The sequence below is a fragment of the Kribbella sp. CA-245084 genome (assembly GCF_050942355.1).
Classification (GTDB): Bacteria; Actinomycetota; Actinomycetes; order Propionibacteriales; family Kribbellaceae; genus Kribbella.
In genome coordinates this window covers 3,776,957-3,801,089 of the sequence record NZ_CP192053.1, presented here as the reverse complement: position 1 = coordinate 3,801,089, position 24,133 = coordinate 3,776,957, and the positions used below count along the sequence as shown (strand labels likewise).

20 protein-coding genes, 1 tRNA gene and 1 riboswitch are annotated in these 24,133 nt (G+C 67.3%); of the genes, 1 reads left to right on the top strand and 20 read right to left on the bottom strand.

Features of this window, described 5'->3' with window-relative positions:
• The first annotated feature begins 436 nt into the window (after positions 1-436).
• Positions 437-592, top strand: coding sequence for a hypothetical protein (locus ACQPYH_RS18240; protein ID WP_432892774.1), 156 nt, complete (start codon positions 437-439; stop codon positions 590-592).
• Positions 593-667: 75 nt separating this feature from the next.
• Here ACQPYH_RS18240 and ACQPYH_RS18235 read toward each other — a convergent pair whose 3' ends face one another.
• The 20 genes from ACQPYH_RS18235 to ACQPYH_RS18140 all read right to left on the bottom strand — a co-directional run bounded on the left by ACQPYH_RS18235 (position 668) and on the right by ACQPYH_RS18140 (position 24,132).
• A complete protein-coding gene (locus tag ACQPYH_RS18235) occupies positions 668-2,461 on the bottom strand; it encodes a hypothetical protein (RefSeq protein WP_432892772.1) in 1,794 nt (597 codons plus the stop codon).
• A gap of 254 nt (positions 2,462-2,715) precedes the next feature.
• Positions 2,716-3,759 (bottom strand): hypothetical protein, encoded by a 1,044-nt coding sequence (locus ACQPYH_RS18230; protein ID WP_432892770.1) that lies wholly within the window; start codon positions 3,757-3,759, stop codon positions 2,716-2,718.
• Between the two features lie 105 nt (positions 3,760-3,864).
• On the bottom strand, positions 3,865-5,565 hold the full coding sequence (locus tag ACQPYH_RS18225) for an IucA/IucC family protein (protein WP_432892768.1): 1,701 nt from the start codon (positions 5,563-5,565) through the stop codon (positions 3,865-3,867).
• The gene (locus ACQPYH_RS18220) at positions 5,562-6,821 is read right to left on the bottom strand and encodes a lysine N(6)-hydroxylase/L-ornithine N(5)-oxygenase family protein (protein ID WP_432892766.1); all 1,260 of its coding nucleotides are present in this window, start codon (positions 6,819-6,821) and stop codon (positions 5,562-5,564) included. Before ACQPYH_RS18220 ends, ACQPYH_RS18225 begins: the two co-directional genes overlap by 4 nt.
• A gap of 1 nt (position 6,822) precedes the next feature.
• The gene (locus ACQPYH_RS18215) at positions 6,823-7,347 is read right to left on the bottom strand and encodes a GNAT family N-acetyltransferase (protein WP_432892764.1); all 525 of its coding nucleotides are present in this window, start codon (positions 7,345-7,347) and stop codon (positions 6,823-6,825) included.
• Between the two features lie 17 nt (positions 7,348-7,364).
• The gene (locus ACQPYH_RS18210; RefSeq protein WP_432892763.1) at positions 7,365-8,987 is read right to left on the bottom strand and encodes an IucA/IucC family protein; all 1,623 of its coding nucleotides are present in this window, start codon (positions 8,985-8,987) and stop codon (positions 7,365-7,367) included.
• Complete coding sequence (locus ACQPYH_RS18205; protein WP_432892761.1) at positions 8,984-10,471, bottom strand: pyridoxal phosphate-dependent decarboxylase family protein; 1,488 nt, start codon at positions 10,469-10,471, stop codon at positions 8,984-8,986. Before ACQPYH_RS18205 ends, ACQPYH_RS18210 begins: the two co-directional genes overlap by 4 nt.
• An 83-nt stretch (positions 10,472-10,554) precedes the next feature.
• Positions 10,555-12,822 carry a hypothetical protein gene (locus ACQPYH_RS18200; RefSeq protein ID WP_432892759.1) on the bottom strand — a complete coding sequence of 756 codons (2,268 nt, stop codon included), beginning with the start codon at positions 12,820-12,822 and terminating at the stop codon, positions 10,555-10,557.
• A gap of 28 nt (positions 12,823-12,850) precedes the next feature.
• A tRNA-Ser gene (locus tag ACQPYH_RS18195) sits at positions 12,851-12,922 on the bottom strand.
• A 36-nt stretch (positions 12,923-12,958) separates the two neighbouring features.
• The gene (locus ACQPYH_RS18190) at positions 12,959-13,276 is read right to left on the bottom strand and encodes a helix-turn-helix domain-containing protein (RefSeq protein ID WP_432892757.1); all 318 of its coding nucleotides are present in this window, start codon (positions 13,274-13,276) and stop codon (positions 12,959-12,961) included.
• Positions 13,273-13,638: a type II toxin-antitoxin system RelE/ParE family toxin gene (locus tag ACQPYH_RS18185; RefSeq protein ID WP_432892755.1), complete on the bottom strand. Its 366-nt coding sequence runs from the start codon at positions 13,636-13,638 to the stop codon at positions 13,273-13,275. The genes ACQPYH_RS18190 and ACQPYH_RS18185 overlap by 4 nt, the downstream gene beginning before the upstream one ends.
• Positions 13,639-13,671: 33 nt before the next feature.
• Positions 13,672-14,901: a serine hydrolase domain-containing protein gene (locus ACQPYH_RS18180; RefSeq protein ID WP_432892753.1), complete on the bottom strand. Its 1,230-nt coding sequence runs from the start codon at positions 14,899-14,901 to the stop codon at positions 13,672-13,674.
• A 1,079-nt stretch (positions 14,902-15,980) separates the two neighbouring features.
• Complete coding sequence (gene gcvP, locus ACQPYH_RS18175) at positions 15,981-18,812, bottom strand: aminomethyl-transferring glycine dehydrogenase (RefSeq protein WP_432892751.1); 2,832 nt, start codon at positions 18,810-18,812, stop codon at positions 15,981-15,983.
• Between the two features lie 70 nt (positions 18,813-18,882).
• A riboswitch (glycine riboswitch) is annotated at positions 18,883-18,972 on the bottom strand.
• 15 nt (positions 18,973-18,987) lie between these two features.
• Entirely contained in the window at positions 18,988-19,881 is an 894-nt protein-coding gene (locus tag ACQPYH_RS18170) for a dihydrodipicolinate synthase family protein (protein WP_432892749.1), read from the bottom strand.
• A gap of 14 nt (positions 19,882-19,895) precedes the next feature.
• Positions 19,896-20,402 (bottom strand): MerR family transcriptional regulator, encoded by a 507-nt coding sequence (locus ACQPYH_RS18165; protein ID WP_233714804.1) that lies wholly within the window; start codon positions 20,400-20,402, stop codon positions 19,896-19,898.
• Positions 20,403-20,721: 319 nt separating this feature from the next.
• Complete coding sequence (locus tag ACQPYH_RS18160) at positions 20,722-21,213, bottom strand: bifunctional nuclease family protein (protein ID WP_350863442.1); 492 nt, start codon at positions 21,211-21,213, stop codon at positions 20,722-20,724.
• Positions 21,214-21,427: 214 nt separating this feature from the next.
• Entirely contained in the window at positions 21,428-22,141 is a 714-nt protein-coding gene (gene ftsR / locus ACQPYH_RS18155) for a transcriptional regulator FtsR (RefSeq protein ID WP_130450570.1), read from the bottom strand.
• Entirely contained in the window at positions 22,128-22,664 is a 537-nt protein-coding gene (locus ACQPYH_RS18150) for an FHA domain-containing protein (RefSeq protein ID WP_130450572.1), read from the bottom strand. The genes ftsR and ACQPYH_RS18150 overlap by 14 nt, the downstream gene beginning before the upstream one ends.
• A gap of 127 nt (positions 22,665-22,791) precedes the next feature.
• A complete protein-coding gene (gene gcvH / locus ACQPYH_RS18145; RefSeq protein WP_432892746.1) occupies positions 22,792-23,175 on the bottom strand; it encodes a glycine cleavage system protein GcvH in 384 nt (127 codons plus the stop codon).
• 30 nt (positions 23,176-23,205) lie between these two features.
• The gene (locus ACQPYH_RS18140) at positions 23,206-24,132 is read right to left on the bottom strand and encodes a DUF881 domain-containing protein (protein WP_432892745.1); all 927 of its coding nucleotides are present in this window, start codon (positions 24,130-24,132) and stop codon (positions 23,206-23,208) included.
• Position 24,133: the final 1 nt, after the last annotated feature.

Sequence of the window (24,133 nt, the reverse complement as noted above, 5' to 3'; positions counted from 1 at the left end):
CCCCTGGGTCCGCACGTGCCGTGACACGCATCGGTCGGCGCGTGCAACGTCACCGTGCGGTGGTGATGCTCACCACATTCGGATGCTAGCGGATAGTTGCCTGCTCATCGCAACTCCCAACCCGACACGTATTGGCTCGTGTCGCGCGAGGCGGTCTGCCAGTTGGCGATCCTCCCCTGCCAACTGGCAGACCGCAGTACGGATGCGATGCGTCAGGTATCACCGATTGCTCGCCGGCAGGTCGCCAAATACGCACCTTGTCCTGCCGAAAAGACAATCCAGGAGGATTGACGAGTACCAAATCCTGTGGATTGACAACCGATTGTCGCGAGGTCTTATAGAAGAGTAACCAGACGCAGGACGCCGCGACCCACCTTAGTCAGTGCGCGGCAAATGACAAGAGCCAAGGGAAGTGAATCAGGAAAAGAGGACCACCATGAATCAGCACGAAATGCTCCCGATCCTCGTCGCGCTCGCTTGCACGGTGCTCATGGTGACGCTGTGGAAGCAGCTCCTGATTCTTGTTCTCGTGGGAGTTGTCCTGATCTTCTGCTACGGGCTCTACAACGTGGCGGTTGTGATGGCCGGCTGACCGATCACAGAGCACGTCCGACGCCCGCCCGGGAACACCCCGGGCGGGCGTCGGGCTGCGGGCCGCGGCTGGTGATCACATCTCGGCAGGCCCGCCGCGCCGGGCAAGCCAGCTCCTCATGCCTTTGGTCAGCAGTTGTGTGCGGTGCCAGACCGGATCCTCTTTCAGTTCCCGGGCGGAGAGTCGCAACACCGCCTTGTACTCGATGGCCAAGGCGGTCAGGGTGCTATGTCGGTCGCAGACGAAGGCTCGGTCGGAGAGCAGCTCGTACTGGTCGCAGGTCAGGTCGATAACCCAGCGATCGGGAGACGCCGGGTTCCCGATCTCGATCCAGCAGTGGAACTGCAGCGTTTCATTGCCGACCAGGATGTCGCCCACGCAGTACCGGGACCGCGCCCGCAACAGCAAAGGCAATTCATGCAGAAGCCAGGCCGAACTGACGCCGCATTGACCCGCCGATGCAGGGCCGTCCGCGCGATCCGTAAAGGCTGGATGCACTGTGGACTCCGACCATTCCTCGGACAGCGCGACTCGGTAGGCGTACAACCGACGGCGAAGGTGCGCGGAGAGCCAAGAGTCGGTCTCTGCGCCAGAAATAGACAACGCGAAGTTTGTCACGATTCCCCCCATCCTCGCCTCGGACCTCGCACCCGTCGGGCACGAGCATCTTCGGTCATGATGGGCGCAGCCGGGAGCGATTCGCAAGGTCAATTTTATAAGGGGATCGGGGTCGTTCCGCACTACGAGGCCGGGTGTAGTCCGGGTGATTCTGGGTGTAGCGGTGTATCTGAATGAGAGCGACTTGGAAAGCGCGACATTCCGTCGCCGTCTACTTCGACGAGCTCGAGACCGCACCACCAGCGAGTAGTCCCGCGCCAGCCAGTGCCGCCACGAGCCGCACTGCGATCGGCACCTCAACCCCTGAGCCGAGGATGGTCGGCATCGCAACCAGAACGGCCCCAACGCGGGCGCAGACCACCGCCGCATGATCCGTGATCTCGATCGCCGAACTATCACTGGCAAGCGGACATGCGCAGCAATCGTCCGACCGCCGGCCTTCTCGCTCGCCACACTGATCCTGACAAGGGACGACGTGTCGTAGTTCTGGCCGGCGGGGTGGAGCCAGAACTTGATCGAGTCATACCTCAGCGCCACGTGGTAAACGTTGTCGGATGCAACCCGCAGGTTCGTCTCGTCCGTCAAACAGGTCAGCCTGAAGTCGCCGTCACGCGAGTAGTGCGTGGCAAAGATCTGCGTAGCGATCCGCAATGACTCGCCGTCCACGCTCGCGAGATTGCCCTCGGCGTCGAACGTCAGCTTGCGCCGGGTGCTCTCTACTGGCGCTACCCGGAGGAAGTAGGACTCCTTGAACGTGGGATGAAGCGCAAGGAGTCGCGCAGTGGTCAGCCAACGCTTCGGAGCATCGTCCAGGATCTCGTGTGGCATCGCCGGAAAGTTCGATGTCGCCGGATAGAACCTTCCTTTCGAGTTTCGCTTCAGTTGGCCGATCACACCGCGGCTCATTGCGACAATCTCGGCGAACGACGAGGGGTACAGGTCAAGATTCGGGTAGCCACGCGCCCGCAACTGGAAGAGGACCATGTCCGCGACGACCTCTGTTTTGGCGACCGTCGCATAACGAACCGGCAGGACGAACGGAAAGGTCTGCCGCTCCGCGCCGACGAATCCGAGAACCGCGGACAGCCCGTTGACCCGGTTGGCCCGCACCTCGTCCTGCAGTTCCGGCGAGATCCACCGCATCCGATAACGGAACTGAATGATCCCGCCTTCCGGCAGTGCGATCGCGGTCTGAATATCCTCGGCGTACCGGGTGCGCTCATCTGACGAGAGCAGCAGCAGACCGTTCATCGTTCCCCTCTCCGGTGTCGGCGGCGGAACCGCGCCGTCAGCTCACAACATGGATTCGAGAATTGCGCTGGTGGCGGCCTTGCAGGTTGGCCGGGCCGGCCTTCCTGAACGCGAACCCGATCTTCTCGTCGACGAGACCTTTGAAGCTATGGCTTCAGAATCCTCCGGCGATCCGGTGAGCATTCCTCGGGACTGTCTCGGTGCCCACCAGTCTCCCATCCGACAGCAAGTTGCTCGCGCGTCGCGGGCGATTCTCAGCGCGGCGTCTCGAGAACAGCACCACTGAAAGCGAGGAGCCCTGCGCCGATCAACGCGGAGCCGATCCGGAATGCAACCGAGGAATCCGGCCCGAGGATGGCAGGCATCGCAACGAGAACGGCCCCAGAGCTCGCGGTCACCCACCGGCGGAAGACGCGGGATCGCGAACGGCGCACGACAAGGAGCAGTCTGACTTCAGCGGCTACCTGTCCAGCGCGATCTTGCTCGTCGGCCAACCTGACCGTCACTTGCGACAACATATCGAAGCTCTCCGCCGTCGGATGTAACCAGAACTCGACCGAGTCGTGCTTTGCGCGGATCTCGTACGCCGCCGCAGATGCGGACTGAAGGACTGGCCCGTCAGGCTTACACGAGAGCCGGAACCGGTCGTCCGGTGCATATCGCTTGCCGTAGACGCTCGTGATGATCCGGACAGAGACTCCTCCGGTCGCCGCGAGACGCCCTCGAGCGTCGAACTGTAGCTCTCTTCCTTTGGAGTTCTCGACGCGGGAGATGCGAAGGAAGTATGAATTCTCGAAGCTCGGATGGAGAGCCAGCAAGCGCGCTGCACGCCCCCAATGTTTCGCGATGTCGCTAGGGCGTCCAACAGCAGGAAGCTGGTCTCCGAGCGCGGTGGCTGGATAGGTGTCACCATCGCTGTTTAGTGGCAGACCACTGACTATGTCACTGCCCTTGGCCATAACAGAGTCCATCGTCTCGTCGTACTCGCTCAGATCGACGTAGCTGCCGACGCGGAGCTCGAAACCGTAGCTCGCCGCGATCTCCGTCGTCCGAACCACTGTCGCGTGGCGGATCGGAAGGACAAACGCCCCTCCGTCGGTCTCCTTGTGATAGAAGGCGAGGATGACGGGCAACTCCCGAAACTGGTCGGTCTGCACCAGGCCCAGGACTTCCGGGGCAATCCAGCGTTCGCTGTAGCGGAACATCACGGTTGAACCTTGAGGCGCTGCCAGGACTGTTTGAACATCCTCGGCGTACAGGCGGCGGGCGTCCGACGCCAGCAGTAACAAGGCCTTCATCGCTTGCCTCCCCCGTTGCACCCTTGCCCGTGATGCCTCTTACCCATCAATCGGCAGGGCGACTCCTCACCGATCCGCTCCCGTCGGATCGAAGCAGGGTCGGCGTCAGGCTGAGTGGAGGGGATTGGTGATGGTACCGGTCGTGGGGATGGGCGGGCGGGTGTCGAGGTCTGTGTAGCCGAGGGTTAGGCGGTAGCCGTTGAGGGGGTAGCGGGCGAAGGCTTCGCCGGTTAGGGCGGTGGCTGCCAGGCGGGTGGTGTGTTCTGGGTGGGTTGTGGTGTAGAGGTCTATTTCGGCGCGGGCGAGGGACCAGAACAGGTGTTCGGGGATGTGGTTCTGGGCGGCTAGCGGGTTCAGGACGCCGAGGAGGAGGGCGTCTACGACGTACTGGCGGAGGATGTGCCAGGGCTTGCGGGGAAGGACTCGGGCGTGGGAGTCGGGTTCGGGGCCGCGGGCAACGATGGGGTCGGTGGAGATGTTGATGTCGTCGACGAGGTCTTTGATGACCAGGCGGGCAGGGACGCCGTTCGGGTCGCAGATTATGGCGAGGTTCTCGCCGTGGGGGTTGACCGTGATCCCATATTCGTGGAGGAGATGGAGGAGCGGTCGGAGCAGGGTGCCGAGGAGTGCGCTGAGCCAGGCCTGTGGTTCGGCACCCGAGCGGGTTATGGCGGCAGAGGTGAAACCAGTGTGGAGGACTGCGGCTAGGGGCCAGACGGATTCGCCTTCGTGGAGGCGGGGGTCGATGGGGTCTCGGTAGATGACGCCGAGGGTTTCGGTCCATTGGTAGGGGGTGGTGGGGTGGGTTGAGAGTTGGGGGTGGGGGACGGTTACGGAGGCGACTTCGCCTAGGAGTTCGGTGCCTAGTTGTTGGAAGAGGTCGTCTCGGGACCAGAGGCCGCGGAGCCATTGGGTGAGCATGGGGGCGGCGAGGGTGCAGTGGGTGGGGATGCCTCGGTAGACGGAGGTGTTGAGGATTTTCAGGGGGAGCTTGACCTGGTAGCGGGTCAGGTTGGTGATGTTGACCATCGTGCGGATGGACTGGGTGGGGAGGTACTCGTCGGGGCTCTCCCCCAACACGACGATCTCGCCGGTCGCCAGTTCGCGGGCCCATTGGGTGCGGATGACGTGGTCGAGTTGCCAGGGGTGGCATGGGAGCCAGACGTAGGCGTCCGGGTCGTCGAGCTTGGCGCGGAAGGTCTGTACTACGGAGGCGTCGAGTTCGCGGGCGATGACTGCGTGTTCGGAGAGGTCCGGCGTACCGCGGAACTCGGCCAGGCCTCGGCGTACGGCGAGCCAGGTCAGGCGTAGCGGCGTACGGGCCTCGGGTGCGTAGCGCTGGCTGTCGGCGGCGGAGAAGCCCAGCCGGCCCTTGTTGGCGACGAGAAGCGGATGCCCGGTCAAGTGCCCTTCGAGGCGGCTGTGGTGGAGGTCAAGCAGGTCGGCCGCAGGTACGGCGGACGCGGCCATGCGTACGTCGGCGGCCAGCGTGCTCGTCAGCTCGGCGACGTACCCGGCCATTGTCGACCCGTCCAGGCGCAGTACGTCGGCAGCCTCGACGAAGAAGTGGATCGGGTCGGTCGCGGGTTCACTCTCGTCGTTGCCGAGGATGCCGGCCGTGGTACGGCGGATCGAGGTCGGATCGACCCGCCAGCTGCCGAAGCCGCCGCGTGTGGCCTCAAAGGTGTACGACGCCGCCCCCAGGTCCAGCCGGTTGTCCACAGGCTCCAGCAATCCCTCGGTGCAGAACTGCGAGATCAGCTTGGCCAGCAGAGCCCTGGAGCAGGCCGTCCAGAGGTCTGTCATCCGGGGATCGCGAACGTGGTGAAGGCGGTGGTCTTTGGTAGGGGGAAGACTTCGCGGGCGGTGATGGTGTTGAGGATGGTGGCGTTGCGGATGGCGCCTAGGCCTAGGTCGGGGGCGGCTACGCCGTGGGAGTGGAGGTCGGCGTTGGCTACGAAGATTCGGTCGGGGAGGGTGGTTGAGGAGGCGCTGTGGTTGCGGTTGAGGATCCAGCGGCCGGAGGCGTCGTGGTCGAGGAGGGGCTGCAGGGAGTCCATGAAGGGAAGGGGCCGGTTGCGGTAGCCCGTGGCGGCTACGACCACGTCTGTTGTGTGTTGGAAGGTGCGGCCGGTGTCGGCGTGCACCATGGTCAGTTCTACGCCGTCGGGGCCAACAACCGCGGACTGCACGCCTACACCTACCTGGAGCTCAACCGGCGCAGCGATCAGGTCGCGGGCGTAGAGCTCGTCGTGGATGGCTTCGAGGGTCTCCGAGGAGATGCCCTTGTAGTGGCGCCACTGGTCTTTGACCAGCTTGTCGCGGACGGGTTCGTCCAGGGCGTGGAAGTAGTCGACGTACGACGGGGTGGTCATCTCCAGGACGAGTTTGGAGTAGTCCAGCGGGGTGAAGGCGGCGGTGCGGGTCAGCCAGGAGACGGCGGGGCCGGAGGCTCGCAGCAGGTCGAGTGTGCACTCGGCGCCGGACTGACCGGAACCCACGACGGTGACGTGACCGGCGGCGAGGAGATCCGGACGGCGGAAGAGGTAGTCCGCCGAGTGCAGGAAACGCTCCGGAGGCAGCCCAGCCAGCGCAGCGGGTACAGACGGCTCAGTGCCGACGCCGACCACCAGATGCCGAGCCTCGAAGTGCTCAACGGCCTCGCCACGCTCGACCGTCAACGAGAACGACGAGCCGTCCCAGACCACGTCACGCACGTGGTGGCCGAAGTGCAGTGAGTCCAGCTGCGCAGCACACCAGCGCAGGTACGTCTCGTACTCGCGCCGCGTCGGATGGAACTTCTCCCGCACGTAGAACTGATAGAGCCGGTCGGTCGCACGCAGGAACGACAGGAACGACAGGTGGTGCGCCGGCTCGACCAACGAGACCAGGTCAGCCAGGAACGACACCTGCAGCATCGCGTCCTCGAACATCAGCCCCCGGTGCCAGGTGAACTCCGGCCTGCTGTCGAGCACCGCAACGTCGAGGTCGTCCACCTCCGAGGCCAGTGCGGCGAGTCCCAGGTTGAACGGCCCACAGCCGATCGCGATCACGTCGTACATGTCATGCCTCCAGGGTCCGCGGGCGGACCATCAGTTGTGCGGTCTTGTCGGGCAGCTGTAGCTCGCCCTGCTGGACGAAGCCGGCGGCGGCGAACGCGCGTACGGACGGGGTGTTCCGTACGTCGGGCTCGGCCACGACCCGCGAGCACGCCGGATCGGCCCGCAGTAACGCGTCGGCAACCGCCCGGATCAGTCCCCGGCCGAGTCCGCGCCCGACACGGGTGATGTCGCCGATGGCGAGGTGGAGGCCCCAGTCGTGCTCGTCGCTCGCGTAGTACTCCGCCAGGTGGTCGTGCCGCACGCGGTACAGCTCGACGTACCCGAAGTCCTCCGCGTCGACGGCCGCGACGCAGGGAATCGAGTGCTCACCCGAGGTCTGCCGAGTGATCTCCTGGGCCCAGCGCTCGACCGACCAGTCCTGGTGCCACCACTGCTGGATGTGCGGCTGCGCCATCCACAGCGCGATCCGGGCCGCGTCGGAAGGGCCGGCCGGTCGCAGGTCGAAGCCGTTGTCCAGGTGGAGCATAGGTCGGATGTCGCACCTCACCGGAGCCGCAGCGGGTTCGGTATGTCGAGGTAGACCGACTGCGCGTCCAGCGGAGCTACCACCTCGTCGATACCGCGCAGCCGGGTCAGCATGTTCGCCTTGCAGGGCAGTGTGTCCGCCTCGAGCCATCGCCGCGCCAGCCGGTCTCCAGACGGCCCAGCAGCCTTCAGCAACGGGAGTGCGAGCGTCAGCCGCTCCCGCACCACCGAGAGCAGCGAAGCCTCGTCAGCGATCCCATCCGCCGCCAGACAGCCCACAACGGCCAGCGCCTGGTTGTGCAGCAGGTAGTAGGTCAGCCGGTCGTCGACAATCGGGTCATCCACCACCGCCAGCGTCGAGTCACGCAGTCCCGTCACCGCCAGCAGACCACGCAGGTACGACGACGCGAGGTAGTACCCCTGGTTGTCGCGATAAGCGCCACCCCGAAGACGCCCGGCTCCGTCCAGCCGCACCAACGTGTTCTGCTGATGCGCCTCGAGCCCGATGCCCGTCTCGGCGTACAGGTGCAGCATCGGGACCAGCACGTTGTCGATGTACTCCGCCACCCAGCCGGCCGGGTCGCCCGCAGCGAACTCGCTCAAGCGCGAGACTCCGCCGGGCCGTGGCGCGACCAACCCCGCCAAACAGGCATAACTGTTGACGTCACCAGGCACCTCTCGTACAGCAACGTCAAGACCGGTCAACGTCGGTCCACCCTCGTCAAGGGCAACCCAGGCCGGATCCCGCACGATGCTGAAGCGCGGGTGCGCGGTCGCCGTACCCGCGTTGTAAGCCGCGTCCAGCAAGCGGTTGATCTCCAGCCCACGCCGCAGCTCGGTCGGTGTGGACTCACGCCGCGAGTTGGTGATGCGCAGACCGAGCGACAGCTTGAGCATCACCGGCAGATCGGGGTGAAAGACCGTTCGCAGCGACGACGTCGGGTACCACTGCGCCCCCTGCGGACCCAAAGCCTTCAAACGGCCCGAAGCAACGAGCGAGGCCACTCGTGGTCGCGAGAGCACCGACGCCGCCTGCCACGGATGCGCCGGGATCAGCACCCGGCCCGACGACGGAGTGATACCGGCCAGCGCGCCCATCAGCTGCACAGCGTCCAGTCCCTGCAGCGAGGGCGCGCCGGCCACCTGGTCCGACGACACCAGCTCGGCGTCGGCTTCGAACCAGTGCACTGCGAAACGGCCGCCGAGCTCCGGCGAGTACGCCGCCAGCTCTGCACCGCTCAGCCCGTCCCGGCTCTTCGGCGCGGGGTGGTTCAGATGCCCGAACAGCAACGCCTGCTCGAACTCGAGGAAGCGCCCCGGTCCGCGCTCCCCGTCGGCCTCGGAAACAAACAGCGCGACGTTGCGCACCGACTCCGCCGTACGCGCCGCCAAGTCGTCGATCTCCGCCGGATCGGCGTCAGCCGACAGCAACCGCACCAGATCCGAGGGAACAGCCGGTACGCCGTCCACCAGCACGTCGTCGAACTGGTGCAGCCCCGTCCGCGACGCATGCGAAACCCGAGCCGTGACTGTCGACGAACCGGCGGAGAACGACAACGGTCCGACAGCGACCGGCACGGACGACTCCCGGGTGTAGCACCGCAGGATCGCGTTCAGATGCGCAGCAACCGCAATACTCACGCCGCTCCTTCACCGGTCAGGACGTCGAGGCCGGTGGCCACGACCTGGTCGAGCAGGTCCTCGATATCCGTCGCGGTGGCGTTCGGGTTCAGCAGCGTCAACTTCAACGCGACCGCTGCCGGGCGGCCGCCGCGGGCCGGCAGTTTGGTCCGGCCGATCAGCACCCGTCCGGACGTCAGCAACCGGCGCCGGACCTCGCCCTGGAGGGCGTCCGCAGCGGATGCCTCCAGCCCCTGTCCGGCGACCCGGAACAACACCGTGGTGAGGGTCACCGGCGCCAGCAACTCGAGGTTGCTGTCGGCAACGACCCGGGCCGCGGCGGCATGCGCGAGCTCGTGACAGGTGTCGAGCATTGTGCCCAGTCCGGACCGCCCGTATGCCGTCAGCGTGGTGGCAACCTTGACCGCATCCGGACGGCGGGTGGTCTGCAGGCTGCGCCCGAGCAGGCCGTCCAGCCCGGAGTCGATGTCATCGGCCGGGTTCAGGTAGTCCACCGACCGGTCGAACGCGGAGAACCGGGTCCGGTCGGCCACCAGCAGCACGCTGGTCGCGGCCGGCTGCCAGCCGATCTTGTGCAGGTCCAGCGTGACCGAGTCCGCCAGCGGCAGGTCGGCGAGCAGCGGAGCCAGTCGCTCGGAGAACAGTGCCCCGAACCCGTACGCCGCATCCACGTGCATCCAGACCCCGTGCGCGCGGGCCAACGTGGCGATATCGGCGATCGGGTCGATCGAGCCGAAGTCCGTCGTACCGGCCGTCGCGACCACGGCGACCGGCGTACGGCCAGGCTTCGCGAGCTCGTCGGCGAGTACGTCGGTGCGCAGGCGGAAGTTCTCGTCGGACGGGATCGTGATCGCGGCCGACTCACCGAGCCCGAGGGCGGCACAGGCTCGCTGGACAGAGAAATGCGCCAGCTCGGAACAGAACACGACCGGTCGCTCCAGCCCCTGCATGCCGTTCCGCCGTACGTCGACTCCCGCGGCGGTGGCCGCGCTGTCGCGGGCGATCAGGACGGCGAGCAGGTTCGAGATCGAGCCGCCGGGCGTCAGTACGCCGTCCGCCTCCGGGCCGAAGCCGGCGAGGTCGGCCAGCGACTTCACGACCCACTGCTCGATCGCGAGCGTCGCCGGACCGGAGTCGTACGTGTCCATCGACGCGTTCGAGGCCGAGGCCAGTGCGTCCGCGTCCACCGCGACCTGGAGCACCGGCGGCTGCAGGTGCGCCGCCGCGTGCGGGTGGCTCAGGTCGATGCCGTTCTGGTCCAGCAGGCCCGCGATCAGGTCGAGCGCGGCCGACCCCCCCACGCCGGTCGACGGGATCCGCGGCTCACCCAGCACCTCGGCGGCCCGGCGCAGTACCGCTCCCGGAGAACCGTGCGGCAACGGTCCACGCTCCCGATCCGCTACCGTCGAGGCCAGCGGCCAACGGTCGGTGAACGGATCGCGGACGGGTGTTGGCAGCGCGGTCAGACGCGCGGGCTGCGACATCCAGATCTCCCGGGAAGTTGTCGAGTAAGGCAACCCTTACTAAGGCAGGCCTAACTTTTGCCCGCCTCACCGACCGTGTCAACTCAACCACCCGAGACGTGAACATCCTCACGAACCGTTGGCATCAGCCAATGCGGCCCGGCACTCCACCCGAGCAGCCGACGCCCGCCGCCAACTGTCCGGCCTTCCGCGTCGAAACGCTCGCCCGCCACCACGTGCTGGAGGCCTGCGATGGCCGGCGCCAGTCGAGGATCAGCCAGCCGCGCCAGCACCTCGACCTGGGACGCCTGCGAACAGAAGCTCAGGTAGAAGATCGCCTGCCGCCACGCGTACGCCACGTTCCTGATGTCCAGCTGCCGCTGAACCGCCCAGGCGAACGCGCGGTCCGCCAGCTCAGGCGCGACCTCCCGTAGCCAGTCGGTCAGCTCCAGCCCGTCGACCAGCACCGCCAGGTTGTGGGTGGTCAGGATCTGACTCTGCTCCAGCACGGTCCCGTTCTGAGCGACGTGGCCGCCACCCTTCCCGGCCTCGTGCGCACGCTGACGGCATACGTCTGCGAAGTCGTCCGCGGTCGCCTTGCCCCAGCGCATGTACCTACGCTGCTCCACGGCCGGCCAGGACGCCGGCAGGTCGTAGTACCGCGCGTAGAGCGTCCCGAACATCACCCGGCTCGCCACCGACGTCGCATGCCGCCACTTCTCGGTGAACGTCCCCATGAAGATGTCGGCCGCGACCTCCTCGACGAGCGGCAGCTTGAGGTCGGCCTGCGTGGCCAGCGCGCCGAACTCGCGGACGAGCGGATTAGGCAGGATCCTCTGCGGGAAGGCGGTGAGAGCCAGAACCGTCGTCTCGCGCAGCGACTGCGCCGCGGCCCGGGTAGCTTGAACACGCTGATCGCGGTACGGCGCCACCGCGGCGATCCACGGCAACTCGTCGAAGCGCACCTGGTGTTCAAGGTTGAGCAGCAGCAGGCTCCGCCGACGACGGAAGGCCGCGTAGCTCTGGGCATAGGCGGCGGCCAGCGACGGGTCCTCGATGTTGGCGGCGAGCAACTGCGACGTGATCTGCGGCAGCACCTGCGCGAGCACCTCCCCCGAGCTGATGACGCCGCGATCCACCAACTCACCGATCGGGGCCTCCAACGCCCGAGCTGCCTTCGCAAGCAGGTGCGCCGGAATGGCTGAACCGGCCGCCGCGGGAACCTCGTCAGCGGTCACCTCGCCATCGATCGCATCGAGTGTGGGCAGCCCACCGTCATCCGGGAACCGATCCAGCCGGCAGCTCAGCACATGCGCCAACGTCGCGTACGTCGGCCGCGCGGCGACGGCGTGCTGCGTCGTACGCAAAGCGGCACGCGTCTCCGATCCGGGCGCGCCGTGGGCCTGGATCGTGTTGGCCAGCGCGCGGCGGATCCAACCGACCTCCCGACCGGTCAGCGCCGAACTGTCGGACGGGCAACGCTCGAGCGCCGCCTGCAACCGGGCGAAGTTGCTCTTCGGATGTCGCTGCTGATGGACCTCGACAGCAGCTCGGAACTCGTCCAGCCATTGAGAACGCCGTTCCATCCAGTCATCGGGCCAGACCCGGCACGGCCAGCCACCGACGACCGCACCGTCGGCGGTCAGCTCCGGTAGTTCGTCGTCGACCGTGTCGCACCACAGCGCCACCAAGCGGTCGTACAGCGGGTTCCAGATCCGCAGAGTCTCCAGCATGGCGGCGATCCGCGGCCGTACCGTTGCCTGCCGCAACGTACTGCGAACCTCGGCCACCGGCTGCAGTCGGACGACCGCGCCGGACGGCGTCGACGACGGGCTGAACGTCGGCGTGAACCGGAGCCGGTGCATCAGCGGACGCAGCTCCGAGGTGAGGTCGAGCGCTGCGGCGTACTGCTCTCGCTCGAGCAGCCAGGCGACGATCAGCAGTGCCGACTCTTCCGGGACGTCGATCCGGTAGTTGTTGGTGTGCAGGGCCTGGCTGAGCTCCGCGAGTCCTTCGTCGCCGAGGAACCACAGGTTGAGCCGCTCCCGGTCGGTCTCCCCCGGCGCGTCCTCGGGCAGTCGTACAAGCTCGTCCTCGCGCAGCGGCGCCTCTGCGACGTACCGCCCGGTCGCAAACCCGCCGTGCGCCACCTCGAGCGTCACCCAGGCCGGCGTGTCCGCCACCGGGGTCCGCGATCCGACCGTGAGTCGCCCGGAGGCCATCCCGTCGAGAACGTTGCGCCAGGCATCGACCCGGACGGCAGCACGTCGGCGTACGGCGAGATCGTCGGAGGTCAACGCCCACTCGAGAGCCTGTTCGAGCCTGCCCATCGCGTACCCGGGCGAGGCTGTGGCGCGCGCTTCCTCTGACATAGGACCCCGTTTCCCTAGTCATCCAGAGACATGGAGGCAGGACTCGAACCTGCGCCCTCCCGGTCTCAAGCCGGGCGATCTACCCCTGATCTACTCCATGCAATGCGCCCAGCCTAACCGCCGTACGGCGTTCTCGTCAGGCGATCGCAGCGATGTCGCCATCGTCGAAATAGATTGCCTGATGCAACCGACCGCCGAGGGCCGATACGTAGCGGAGGAGGACCTCCTGCCCTGAGATCTTGCCTTGCTCGATCTGCGAGACGCGGCCCTTGGTGACGCCCATCCGCTCCGCGACCTGAGCTTGAGTCAGACCACGAGCGCGCCGGATCTCCGCCAAGCGGTGTCCTTGCACCTCCGCCAGGAGCTCCTGCTTGCCGGCCGCGACAGCCTCCTCGCCGCCGGCACGCGCGACCTCCCGATCGCGGATGTCTCGCCAACTCACGTAGCCGCTCATCGATCGCCCTCCTCGTCAGCCTGTCGTTCCTTCACGTAGATCTCGTAACGGTGCTCCGCGAGCGGGATCGCCTCGTCGTACCAAGCCTTCCACCGACCGGCCTTATCCCCGGCGACCAGCAGGATGCTCGATCGCCACGGATCGAACGCGAACAAGATCCGCACGGTTCCCGGCCTCAACTCCTTGAGGTTGGGCAACCGAGACCCGGTAATCGTGTCGACCAACGGTCGCCCGAGCCCCGGACCTACCTCAGCCAGCGCATCGATCGCTTGCACAACCCGCCGATGCGCCCCGTCGTCCAAGCCGTCGATCCACTCACGCACCTCATCGACGATGTAGACCTCCCACTCCTGCATCGCCATGCCAGAAGTATAGCAAATGGTAAACCATCGGTGTCAGCGATCGTACGGCGTTCTCGTCAGGACAAATGTGGCGATGTTGAGGTGGGAGATGGTGTCGCCGTCGCGGATGACGTGCAGTTTTTCGCCGGCCAGGTAGCCGTCGCGGCCCTGGTAGAGGTCGGGTCCCAGCGGGGAGAGGCGGGTGGTGAGGCCGCCGCTGAGCTGGAGGATTCCGGCGGAGACGGAGATCGTGAGCGGGGTGTTGCCCCAGTACCAGTGGCCGAGCAGGTCGGTGCCTTGGGCAAGCGTCGGCTCGGGGACCCACTCCTGCGCGAGCGGCGGCTCGTACGCCGCCAGCATGCGGACCAGGTCAGGCGCCAGCGAGGCGACCCGCCCGTACGTCGCATTGCCGAGCGTGACGGCTCCGATCCGGCGTACGCGATCGACGAACAGGCCCGCGAGGAACCCGGGCATCGAGCCGGTATGACCGATCAGCAGATGCGGGTCGTCGGCGATGAGCCGCAGACCAAGGCCGTACGACGCCGTCAGCCCTTCCCGCGGATCCGACGCGACCGGGGCGGCCATCTCTTCGACCGTCTCCCGGCTCAGCACCTCATGCACGGGATCGATCCAGAACGACGCATATCGGGCCAGATCCTCGATCGTGCTCCACAACTGCCCGGCCGGAGCCATCGCACCCGAGTCGTACGCCGGCTCCGGCACGAGCTGCCCGCTAAACGGATGCACCGAGAAACCATCGGCCGCCGGCGTCGACGGGAAGTACGTCGTCCGCCGCATCTCCAGCGGATCGAGAATGCGCTCCTGCGCCAACTCCCACCACGACGACCCGCGCAACCGCGCGACAATCTCACCGAGCAGGCCGTACCCGAGGTTCGAGTAGTGATGCCGCCGGTCCGCCGGCCCAGCCGCCTGCGCCTCGTCCATCGCCGCCGTCAGCTCGTCGAACGAAACCCCCGGATTCCGTTCCCACCAAGGCCCTTCAGGCTCCGCGTTCATGCCACCGCTATGCGCCAGCAACTGCCGAACCGTCCGATCCCCGAACGCAACCCCGGGCAAATGCTTGCCCACAGCATCGTTCAACGACAACAACCCATCATCCCGACACTGCATCACCAGGATTGCCGTCAACGTCTTGGTGATCGAGCCGACGCGGTACTGCACATCCACACCCGGCAACCCGCCACCAGCCGTGGCAAACCGCCCGCGGGTCCCCGTCCACACCAACTCCCCGCCCCGAACCACCCCCGCAGCAACCGAAGGCACCCGCGACTCCCCCTGAGCCGACGCAACCTCAGCCAACAACGCAGCAGCAGTATCAGGACGCACAGAAATCACTCAACGCCTCCACAGCAAACAGGTCCACAACGTCCAGACATACTAATGTCCACGTAACCACGGGGACGCCCACAGCCCACAGCCCGCCTCGACGCGGAGTGGGGGCCGTCCGCGGCATGCACGGATCGGGTCTCTGCAGTACCCGAAGAGTCGCCCCGATGCTCCCTCGGGCGTCTCGTCCGTTCACAGGCCCCGAACGGCCTCAGAGCACTAGGTACGGGAAAGCGCCGTCCCCGCCCATCCGCGGAGGGGGCCATGGACGAACGCACCACAACCGGTCTCCGCAGCGTCAACCTCTCCGTGCTCACCGCGGTCGTCGTCGCGATCCTCGACGTACAACAAGAGAACTGACATGCCCAGCCGACGGCGACGTACAGAACCCGACCCGACTCAAATATCTCTGAGGACTACTCAGAAGTCCTGGGTCAGTCCGCGCCGTGGGAGCGTGGTGGGACCGTGGGAAGAGCTTGAAGACCAGAGAACACGAGATGCTTCGATGTCCGGTCCGGGGTTGCTTGCACCGCCAAGTCGTGCTCGTGCTTGGAGCAGGCCCCGCTCACCGGAACATAGTTGCCGCTGTGAGCAAACTTCTTTCCACAAAGCGCCGGCCTACGCCGGCGCCGAGCCTGCCCAGACGCCAACCCGGATCCGGTGTCGGGTTCGTCGAGTCGTGGGTGCTGGCGATACTTTGCAGCCGCTGTCCACGACTCGGCATACCGACCCGGGACCTTTCTCCACGACTCGGCGAACCAGCCGACCGGGTGGCCGCCGGCGTCGGGTCTGAGCCACGTTCTGCCGCAGATACATCAGCACCGACACCACCTGCCGATACAAGCCGAGCGCCGACGGACGACCAAAGGCTCTCCCTTGGTCCTCGATCGCGATGGGTCGATGTCCGCTTCGACACGCCAAGCGGGCGCTGTCAAACTCGCGGTCGATCACCGAGGTCGGCCGCCCCTCAGTATCTCTCCTTTTCTCTTTGCTCTTTGGCTTTCTTGCCTTACCTTCTACTCGAAAGCCTCCGGGGCGGGGCAGGAGCAGATTAGGTTTCGGTCGCCGTAGGCGCCGTCTATGCGGCGGACGGGGGGCCAGTACTTGGAGGCTCGGTCTACTGAGCGGGGGAAGGCGGCTTCTTCGCGGGTGTAGGCGTGTTCCCACTTGTCGTTGATGACGGATTCGGCGGTGTGGGGGGCGTTGACCAGCGGGTTGTCGGCGGCCGGCCACTCGCCGGCCGCGACGCGGTCGATCTCGTGGCGGATGGCGATCATCGCGTCGCAGAAGCGGTCGAGTTCGTCCAGGTCCTCGGACTCGGTCGGCTCGACCATCAGGGTGCCCGCGACCGGGAACGACATCGTCGGCGCGTGGAAACCGTAGTCGATCAGCCGCTTCGCGACGTCGTCGACGCTGATCCCGGTCTCCTTGGTCATCGGCCGCAGATCCAGGATGCACTCGTGCGCGACCAGGCCGCTCTCGCCCGTGTACAGCACCGGGAACGCGCCCTCGAGCCGCTTCGCGACATAGTTCGCGCTCAGTACGGCGGTCTTGGTCGCGTCGGTCAGACCGGCCGCGCCCATCATCCGGATGTAGGCCCACGAGATCGCCAGCACGCCCGCGGATCCGAACGGCGCCGCACTGATCGGGCCGACGCCGGACTTGGGACCGGCCTGGTCGAGCAGCGGGTGGTTCGGCAGGTACGGCGCCAGGTGCGCGGCGACTCCGACCGGCCCGACACCCGGACCGCCACCGCCGTGCGGGATGCAGAACGTCTTGTGCAGGTTCAGGTGGCTGACGTCGCCGCCGAACTCACCGGGCTTCGCCAGCCCCAGCAGTGCGTTCAGGTTCGCGCCGTCGACGTACACCTGGCCGCCGTGCTCGTGGACGATCGAGCAGACCTCGCGGACGCTCTCTTCGTAGACACCGTGCGTCGACGGGTACGTGATCATGATCGCCGCGAGCTTCGAGGCGTGCTCGGAAGCCTTGGCCCGCAGGTCGTCCAGGTCGATCGTGCCGTCATCGTTGCCCTTGACAACGACCACCTTCATGCCGGCCATCACCGCGGACGCAGCGTTGGTGCCGTGCGCCGACGCCGGGATCAGGCAGACGTTCCGATCGAGATTCCCCTGCGCACGGTGATAACCACGGATCGCCAGCAGACCGGCGAGCTCCCCCTGCGAACCCGCGTTCGGCTGGATCGAGACCTTCGCGTAGCCGGTGACCTCGGCCAGCCAGCGCTCGAGCTGGCCGATCAGCTTCACATACCCGGCGGCGTCCTCGATCGGCGCGAACGGGTGCACGTCCGCGAACTCCGGCCACGTGACCGGCTCCATCTCGGTGGTCGCGTTGAGCTTCATCGTGCACGACCCGAGCGGGATCATCCCGCGGTCGAGCGCGTAGTCCTTGTCGGACAGCTTGCGCAGGTACCGCAGCATCGCCGTCTCGGACCGGTGCGTGTTGAACACCGGGTGCGTCATGTACTCCGTCGTCCGCGGTACGGCGATCGCAGCGCCCCCGAGCGTGTCGTCGTACTGCACGCCGAAGGACTGGCAGACGCGGGTGAGCGTGGCGACATCGGTCTTCTCGTCGCAGGAGATGCCGACGTGGTCCGCGTCCACCAGCCGCAGCCAGATCCCGTTCTGCCGGGCGGCGTCGACCACGTCGGCGGCCTGACCCGGCACGCGGGCGAGCACGGTGTCGAAGAAGTCGTCGTGCACGACCTCGACCCCGCCCGAACGCAGCGACGCGGCCAGCTTGCCGGCGTAGTTGTGCACCCGGTCGGCGATCGCGCGAAGACCATCTGGTCCGTGGTACACGGCGTACATCGAGGCGACGACGGCCAGCAGGACCTGCGCCGTACAGATGTTCGAGGTGGCCTTCTCGCGGCGGATGTGCTGCTCGCGGGTCTGCAGCGCCAGCCGGTACGCCGGGGCGCCGTCGGCGTCGACCGATACGCCGACGAGACGACCGGGCAACGACCGCTCGAGGCCGGACCGCACGGACATGAAGCCGGCGTGCGGACCGCCGTAGAACAGCGGTACGCCGAAGCGCTGCGAGGAGCCGATCACGATGTCCGCGCCGGCCTCACCCGGTGCCTCGAGCACCGTCAGCGCGAGCAGATCGGAAGCGACGGCAACCAACGTGTCGCGCTCGTGGGCCGCCTCGATCAGCGGCTTGAGGTCGCGGACAGCGCCGTTGGAGCCCGGGTACTGCACGAGGAGACCGAAGAAGTCGCCCTCCGGCAGGCCGTCGGTGGTGTCGGCGACGACGACCTCGATGCCGAGCGCCTCGGCCCGGGTCTGTACGACGGCGATCGTCTGGGCGAAGCAGTCGGCGTCGACCAGGAAGCGGTCGGACTTGCTCTTCTTGTTCGAGCGATGGGCCAGCGTCATCGCCTCGGCGGCCGCGGTGCCCTCATCGAGCAGCGACGCGTTCGCCGTTGGCAGACCGGTCAGGTCGGAGACGACGGTCTGGAAGTTCAGCAGCGCCTCGAGGCGGCCCTGGGAGATCTCCGGCTGGTACGGCGTGTAGGCGGTGTACCAGGCCGGGTTCTCGACCAGTCGCCGCACGATCACCGACGGCGTGAAGGTGCCGTAGTACCCCTGGCCGATCATCGAGGTCGCGACGTTGTTGCGGGCCGCGAGCTGACGGAGCTCGGTCAGCGCATCGACCTCGGAGGCCGGCTCAGGCAGCCGGAGCGGCTCGGCAGAGCGGATCGAGTCCGGCACGGCGGCATCGACCAGTGCGTCGACGTCGGCGTACCCGAGCAGCTGCACCATGCGCGCGACCTCGTCCGGGCGTGGCCCGATGTGGCGGTCGGCAAAGATTGCGGACAGTTCGGTCATCAGAGGCTCCGTTGCTGACAATGCTTCCGGTCGCCTCCCCCTCTGTCACACGAACGTGCTTCAGAGTCGCCTGTGGCACTCGGTCCATGGGCCTGAGAGGTTCCGGGGAGGAATTGCCCCTTCGGCGCCCGATGACACGGGTCTCTCCCGAGTGCTGTGTACGGCTGAAACGAGGCTACCAGGAATCTTGGAACAGTTCGGGCAGGAGTCGCCGGGCGGCGGGCTTCGCCGCCTCGACCTGCTCCGCGGACGCCGACTGCATCGGCCAGCGGACCCGGGTGCCGACGTCGGCCCAGTTCCCGACCGCGGCGAGGAACTTGTCCAGCGCCGGGTTCGACAGCCCGATCTTCTGCAGCGGCGCGACGTGCGCCGCGAAGAACTCCGCGATCCGGCGCTCGACATCCAGATCGTGAGCCGTCCGTACGGCGCCGTTGGGCGACAGCGCAGCGACGTTCGAGTAGCTGCCGTGCGCACCGAGTAACGACATACTCGCCAGGAAGTGCCCCGGCACGAAGATCGCCAGCCCGGACCTCAGCGCCTCGTCGAACCACGCTTTGTCGCCACCGGCCGTCTTCAAGCCGATCAGACTGGGCACCGCCTCGGCCAGTTCACGCAGTTGCCGCGGTCCGACGGCGGTCTTGGCATGCGGCGGGTTGTAGAGAACCAGCGGCACATCCCCCGCCACCTCAGCCAGCCGCCGGAAGAAGCTCAGCAGCTCAACGTCGTTGAGCGGAATCCAGTCCGGGACGATCACCTGAATCGCTCCAGGCGCCAGCTTCGCCGCCCGCTCGACCCGCGACAGCTGCACCTGCGCCGACGGGTGACTGGCACCGAGCTGGAACGGTTTACCGGCCGCGGCAAGCAACGAGTTGATCCGGTCGAACTCGTCCTCGGTCAGCGTCTGCAACTCCCCCGCCGTCCCGTGGGCGTACAGCCCGTCCACTTCGGAGGACGCGAGTACGGCGAGTTGGGACTCGAGCCGAGCGAAGTCGATCGAGTCGTCCGCATTCAGGGGCAGCAACAAGGTCGCCCACACACCGCGGAGCGAGTCAGCAGTGAGTGGGCGCACAAGACAGAACTATGTCAGCCTGTCATCCGGGCGCGACGGCGGGCGGCGAGCTCGTCGCCGGCGTGGCCGTCGGAGTCGCCTTCGTCGTGACCGTCGGCACGCTCGGTGGGCAGCTCGGAGAGCGAGCCCTCGACCTCACGCCAGACGCCGCCGAGCGCGATACCGAACACGCCCTGGCCGCCGGCCAGCAGGTCGATCACCTCGTCGGGCGACGAGCACATGTACACCGACGCGCCGTCGCTCATCAGCGTGATCTGGGTCAGGTCGTCGAAGCCGCGCTTGCTCAGGTGCGCGATCGCGGTCCGGATCTGCTGCAGCGAGATCCCGGCGTCGAGCAGCCGCTTGATCACCTTCAGCAACAGAACATCACGGAAACCGTACAACCGCTGCGTCCCGGAGCCGGTCGCCGGGCGAACCGACGGCGAGACCAGACCCGTCCGCGCCCAGTAGTCGAGCTGCCGGTAGGTGATCCCGGCCGCGGCGCAGGCCGTCGGACCGCGGAACCCGACATCCTCCGGCATCGGTCGCAGGTCGTCGTCGAACAACAGACCCTGTACGCCGGCGGTGGCCGTAGCAGCTGCCACAGCCTCGGCGTGCGCGTCGGACGTCGACTGCGCCGTCAGATCCGTGTCGCCGGTGCGTGTCACGCCTGAGCCTCCCTGGATACCGACTGGAACGAGCCATCTCCGTGGAGTGACAGCACCCCACGACTCCTTCACGGTAAGCCGCCGTCCGGAGCGGGTCAACGACAACCGCATCGAGCCGGGAGCGTGTCGCGACCGCCGTACGAATCGTTACCAAGCCGCTCTTGTACCACCCGAGCCCAAACGCGCGGGTGGATCAACTCTTGTCGAAGTCCTCCGGAGTCACCTGATCGAGGAACTCGCGGAACCGCTCGACCTCCTCTTCCTCCACCACCTCGTCGTCGGCCGTCTCACTCTCCGGGACCGGGATCCCGGCCTCGGCCAGGATCTCCTCCGCGCAGAACACCGGCGTACCGGTCCGCAGCGCGAGGGCGATCGAGTCCGACGGCCGCGCGGAGATCTCGGTCTTGTCGTCGAAGACCAGGATCGCCTCGAACACCCCGTCGTTCAGGTTCACGATCCGGACCTGGCTGAGTGTGTGCCCGAGCACCCGGATGGTCTCGGCGAACAGGTCGTGGGTCAGCGGCCTGGGCGGTTCCATGCCCTGCTGGGCGAACGCGATCGCACTGGCCTCGGCGGCCCCGATCCAGATCGGCAGATACCGCTCTCCGCCGACCTCTTTCAGCAGCACGATCGGCTGACTCGAGGGCATCTCAACCCGGACTCCGACCACGTCGACTTCGCGCACACCTTCAGCCTACTCCGAGGGGAAGCCCCGATGAGGGCGTGCCTCCCGATCCCACGCCGTAGCGAGCAGGTGCTCGGTGCGGTGCATCGGCGCGCGGGGGCGAAGGGGTCGATGCGGAGCATCGTTCCCTTTGCACCCGCGCGGCGAGGTGCCGTGCCGAGTGCCGCGCAGTAGGCGTGGGATCGGGAGGCACGCCCTTGGCCCCCGCGGTTCGCTACGGACGCGGCAACCGGGAACGGACCAGTGCGGTATGCAACCGGACGGTCAGGGCGGCCAGCTCGCCGGTCTGTTCGGTACGCCGCGGGCCGGTGACCTGCTCGATCAGGCCGACCTCCCGATCGGCCGCCGTACGGAACGCGCGCAGGTGCCGGGGCTCGAGCCCGTACCCGGCCAGCTCCGCGGCGACCTGGGCGATCACGATCGCGTCGCCGCCGTAGTGGTTGCCGCTGGCCACCACCAGGCCGTGGCTCTCCAGCTCACCGAGCAGCTCCGACGAGACACCGGCGGCGGCCTGGAGCTCGCTGCGGGTCAACCGCAGCTCGGTGCCCGAGGCACCGAAATCGTCCGCGACCGGCTGGCCGGGGGTCTGCGGCAACGAGCTCGGCGCGACCGGCGGACCCGCGGCGGCCGGACGCAGACCGCGGTCGATCGCGCCGAGATGTTCCTTGATCACCTTCAGCGGCAGGTACTGGTCGCGTTGCGCGGTCAGCACGTAGCGCAGCCGCTCGACGTCGGCGGCACTGAACTTGCGGTACCCCGACGCCGTCCGGGCAGGCGTCACCAGTCCCTCGGCCTCGAGGAACCGGATCTTGGAGATCGTGACATCGGCGAACTCGGCCTGCAGCAGCTGCAGCACCTGGCCGATGCCGCGACCGTCCGCCGGCCCTCCGGCCGTGGAATCAGCGGCGCTCGGATCAGGCCTGGCCACTGGCGTAGTACACCAGCCGGTACTTGCCGATCTGAACCTCGTCGCCGTTGCTCAGCTGGACCTCGTCGATCCGGTCGCGGTTCACGTACGTGCCGTTGAGGCTGCCGACGTCGCGGACCTTCACGCCGTACGGATCGCGGCGGAACTCCGCGTGCCGGCGGGACACGGTGACGTCGTCGAGGAAGATGTCGCTGTCGGGGTGGCGGCCCGCGGTGACGACGTCGACGTCGAGCAGGAACCGGCTGCCCGCGTTCGGGCCGCGCTGGACGATCAGCAGAGCCGACCCGGCCGGCAGTGCGCCGACGGCGGCCTCGTCGTCGGCCGACAGCGGCTCACCGGTCTGCTCCGGCTCCGGCTCGGCGCCGATCGGAGTCAGCATCGCGGTGTCGGTGACGCCCGGCGTCGGCTGAGGCGTGGCCGGTGCTGCCGCCGGGCGGTCCGCGCCAGGCAGCATCGCTCCGCACTGCGAGCAGAACCGGCTGCCCTCGGAGTTCTCGTGCCCGCACTGGTTGCAGAACGGCATGCTGTGATCCTCCCGATCGCCGGGTGTCCGGCGACGTTTTCGATAGACCCCGTGTGAACAGTGTGACGTGCTGGAACAAGATGAGAGGGCCTCAACCCTCGACCAGCGGTTGAGGCCCCAAAACCTATCAGCTCTGGTCGAGCTGTCCCTGATAGGCATCGGCGTCCATCAGCGCGGCGACCTCGGCCGCGTCCTCGACCTCGATGTCGAGCAGCCAGCCCTCGCCGTACGGGTCGCTGTTCACCAGGTCGGGCTGGTCGGCGAGCGCCTCGTTCACCGCGGTCACGGTGCCGTTCACCGGGGCGAACAGGTCGCTCACGCTCTTGGTCGACTCCAGCTCGCCACACGCGTCGCCGGCCCGCACCGTGGTGCCGACGTCGGGCAGCTGCACGTACACGATGTCGCCGAGCTGGTCCTGCGCGAAGTCGGTGATGCCGACCCGCACCGGTCCGTCGCTACCGGCCTTCAGCCACTCGTGCTCGGCCGTGTACTTCAGGTCTTCGGGGTACACCTTCGTTCCTCTTTCACTCAAGGAGAACAGCTACTTGGTCGGGCTGGGCGCCGGGCGAGCGTAACTATGCTCCTCCGGCGCGTGCAAGGCGGCGATCGGGACCGTCGGCAGCTCGTTCACCTCCGCCGTTCCGCCCACCTGCGGACCGGTCACCTCGCTGACCAGACCGCCGGGGAAGTTGGCCGCCTCGGCCAGGTTGTGCGACTCGCCGATCGCCTCGATGACGTACGGCGAGATGACCTTCTGACCGTCGATCAGGATCCCCGGCGGATCGTCCACGAAGTCGGTGCTCGCGACCACCCGGACCTGCCCGTTGATCTGGATCGCCTCGGCACCGGCGTCGCGCAACTCCTCGATCGCGTCCAGCAGGTTGCTCGAGGTCATCTTGCCCTGCGGGTCGTTCAGCGTGATCCGGACACCGGGACCTGTCGCGGGCAGCGTACCGGCCAGGATGCCGAGAGTGCGGACCTGGGCCTCGGCCTGCTCGCGCGCCGTCTGTGCCTTGTCCGCGCTCGAGGACAGCGAGTTCTTCCGCTCCTCGAGGTCGGCGATCTCGCTCTCCAGCCGGCGGGTGTTCTGGCCGAGGCCGTCCAGGATCGCGATCAGGTCCTCGCGGCGGGCGTTCTGGTAGCCGTCGTCGGCCCGGTTCACCCGGACCTGGACCACGGCCACGCAGGCGACCAGCGCGAGTACGACGGCCACGATCGCCTGGCCGCGGGACGGCTTGAACCCGGCCTTGAGCCGCCGCAGCGCCAGGTTGGGCGTCTTCGGCTTGGGCATCGGGGTCGGCGTCGCCGGCTGCGGCGACTCGACCTCGGGCTTGGGCTCGGGCTTCGCCTCGGGCTCGGGCTCGGGCTTCGCCTCGGGCTCGGGCTCGGGCTTCGGCTTGGGCTCGGGCTTCGCCTGCTGCTCGGGCTTGGCCGGCTGCTCGGGCTTGTCGGGTTTGTCGTCGGTCATG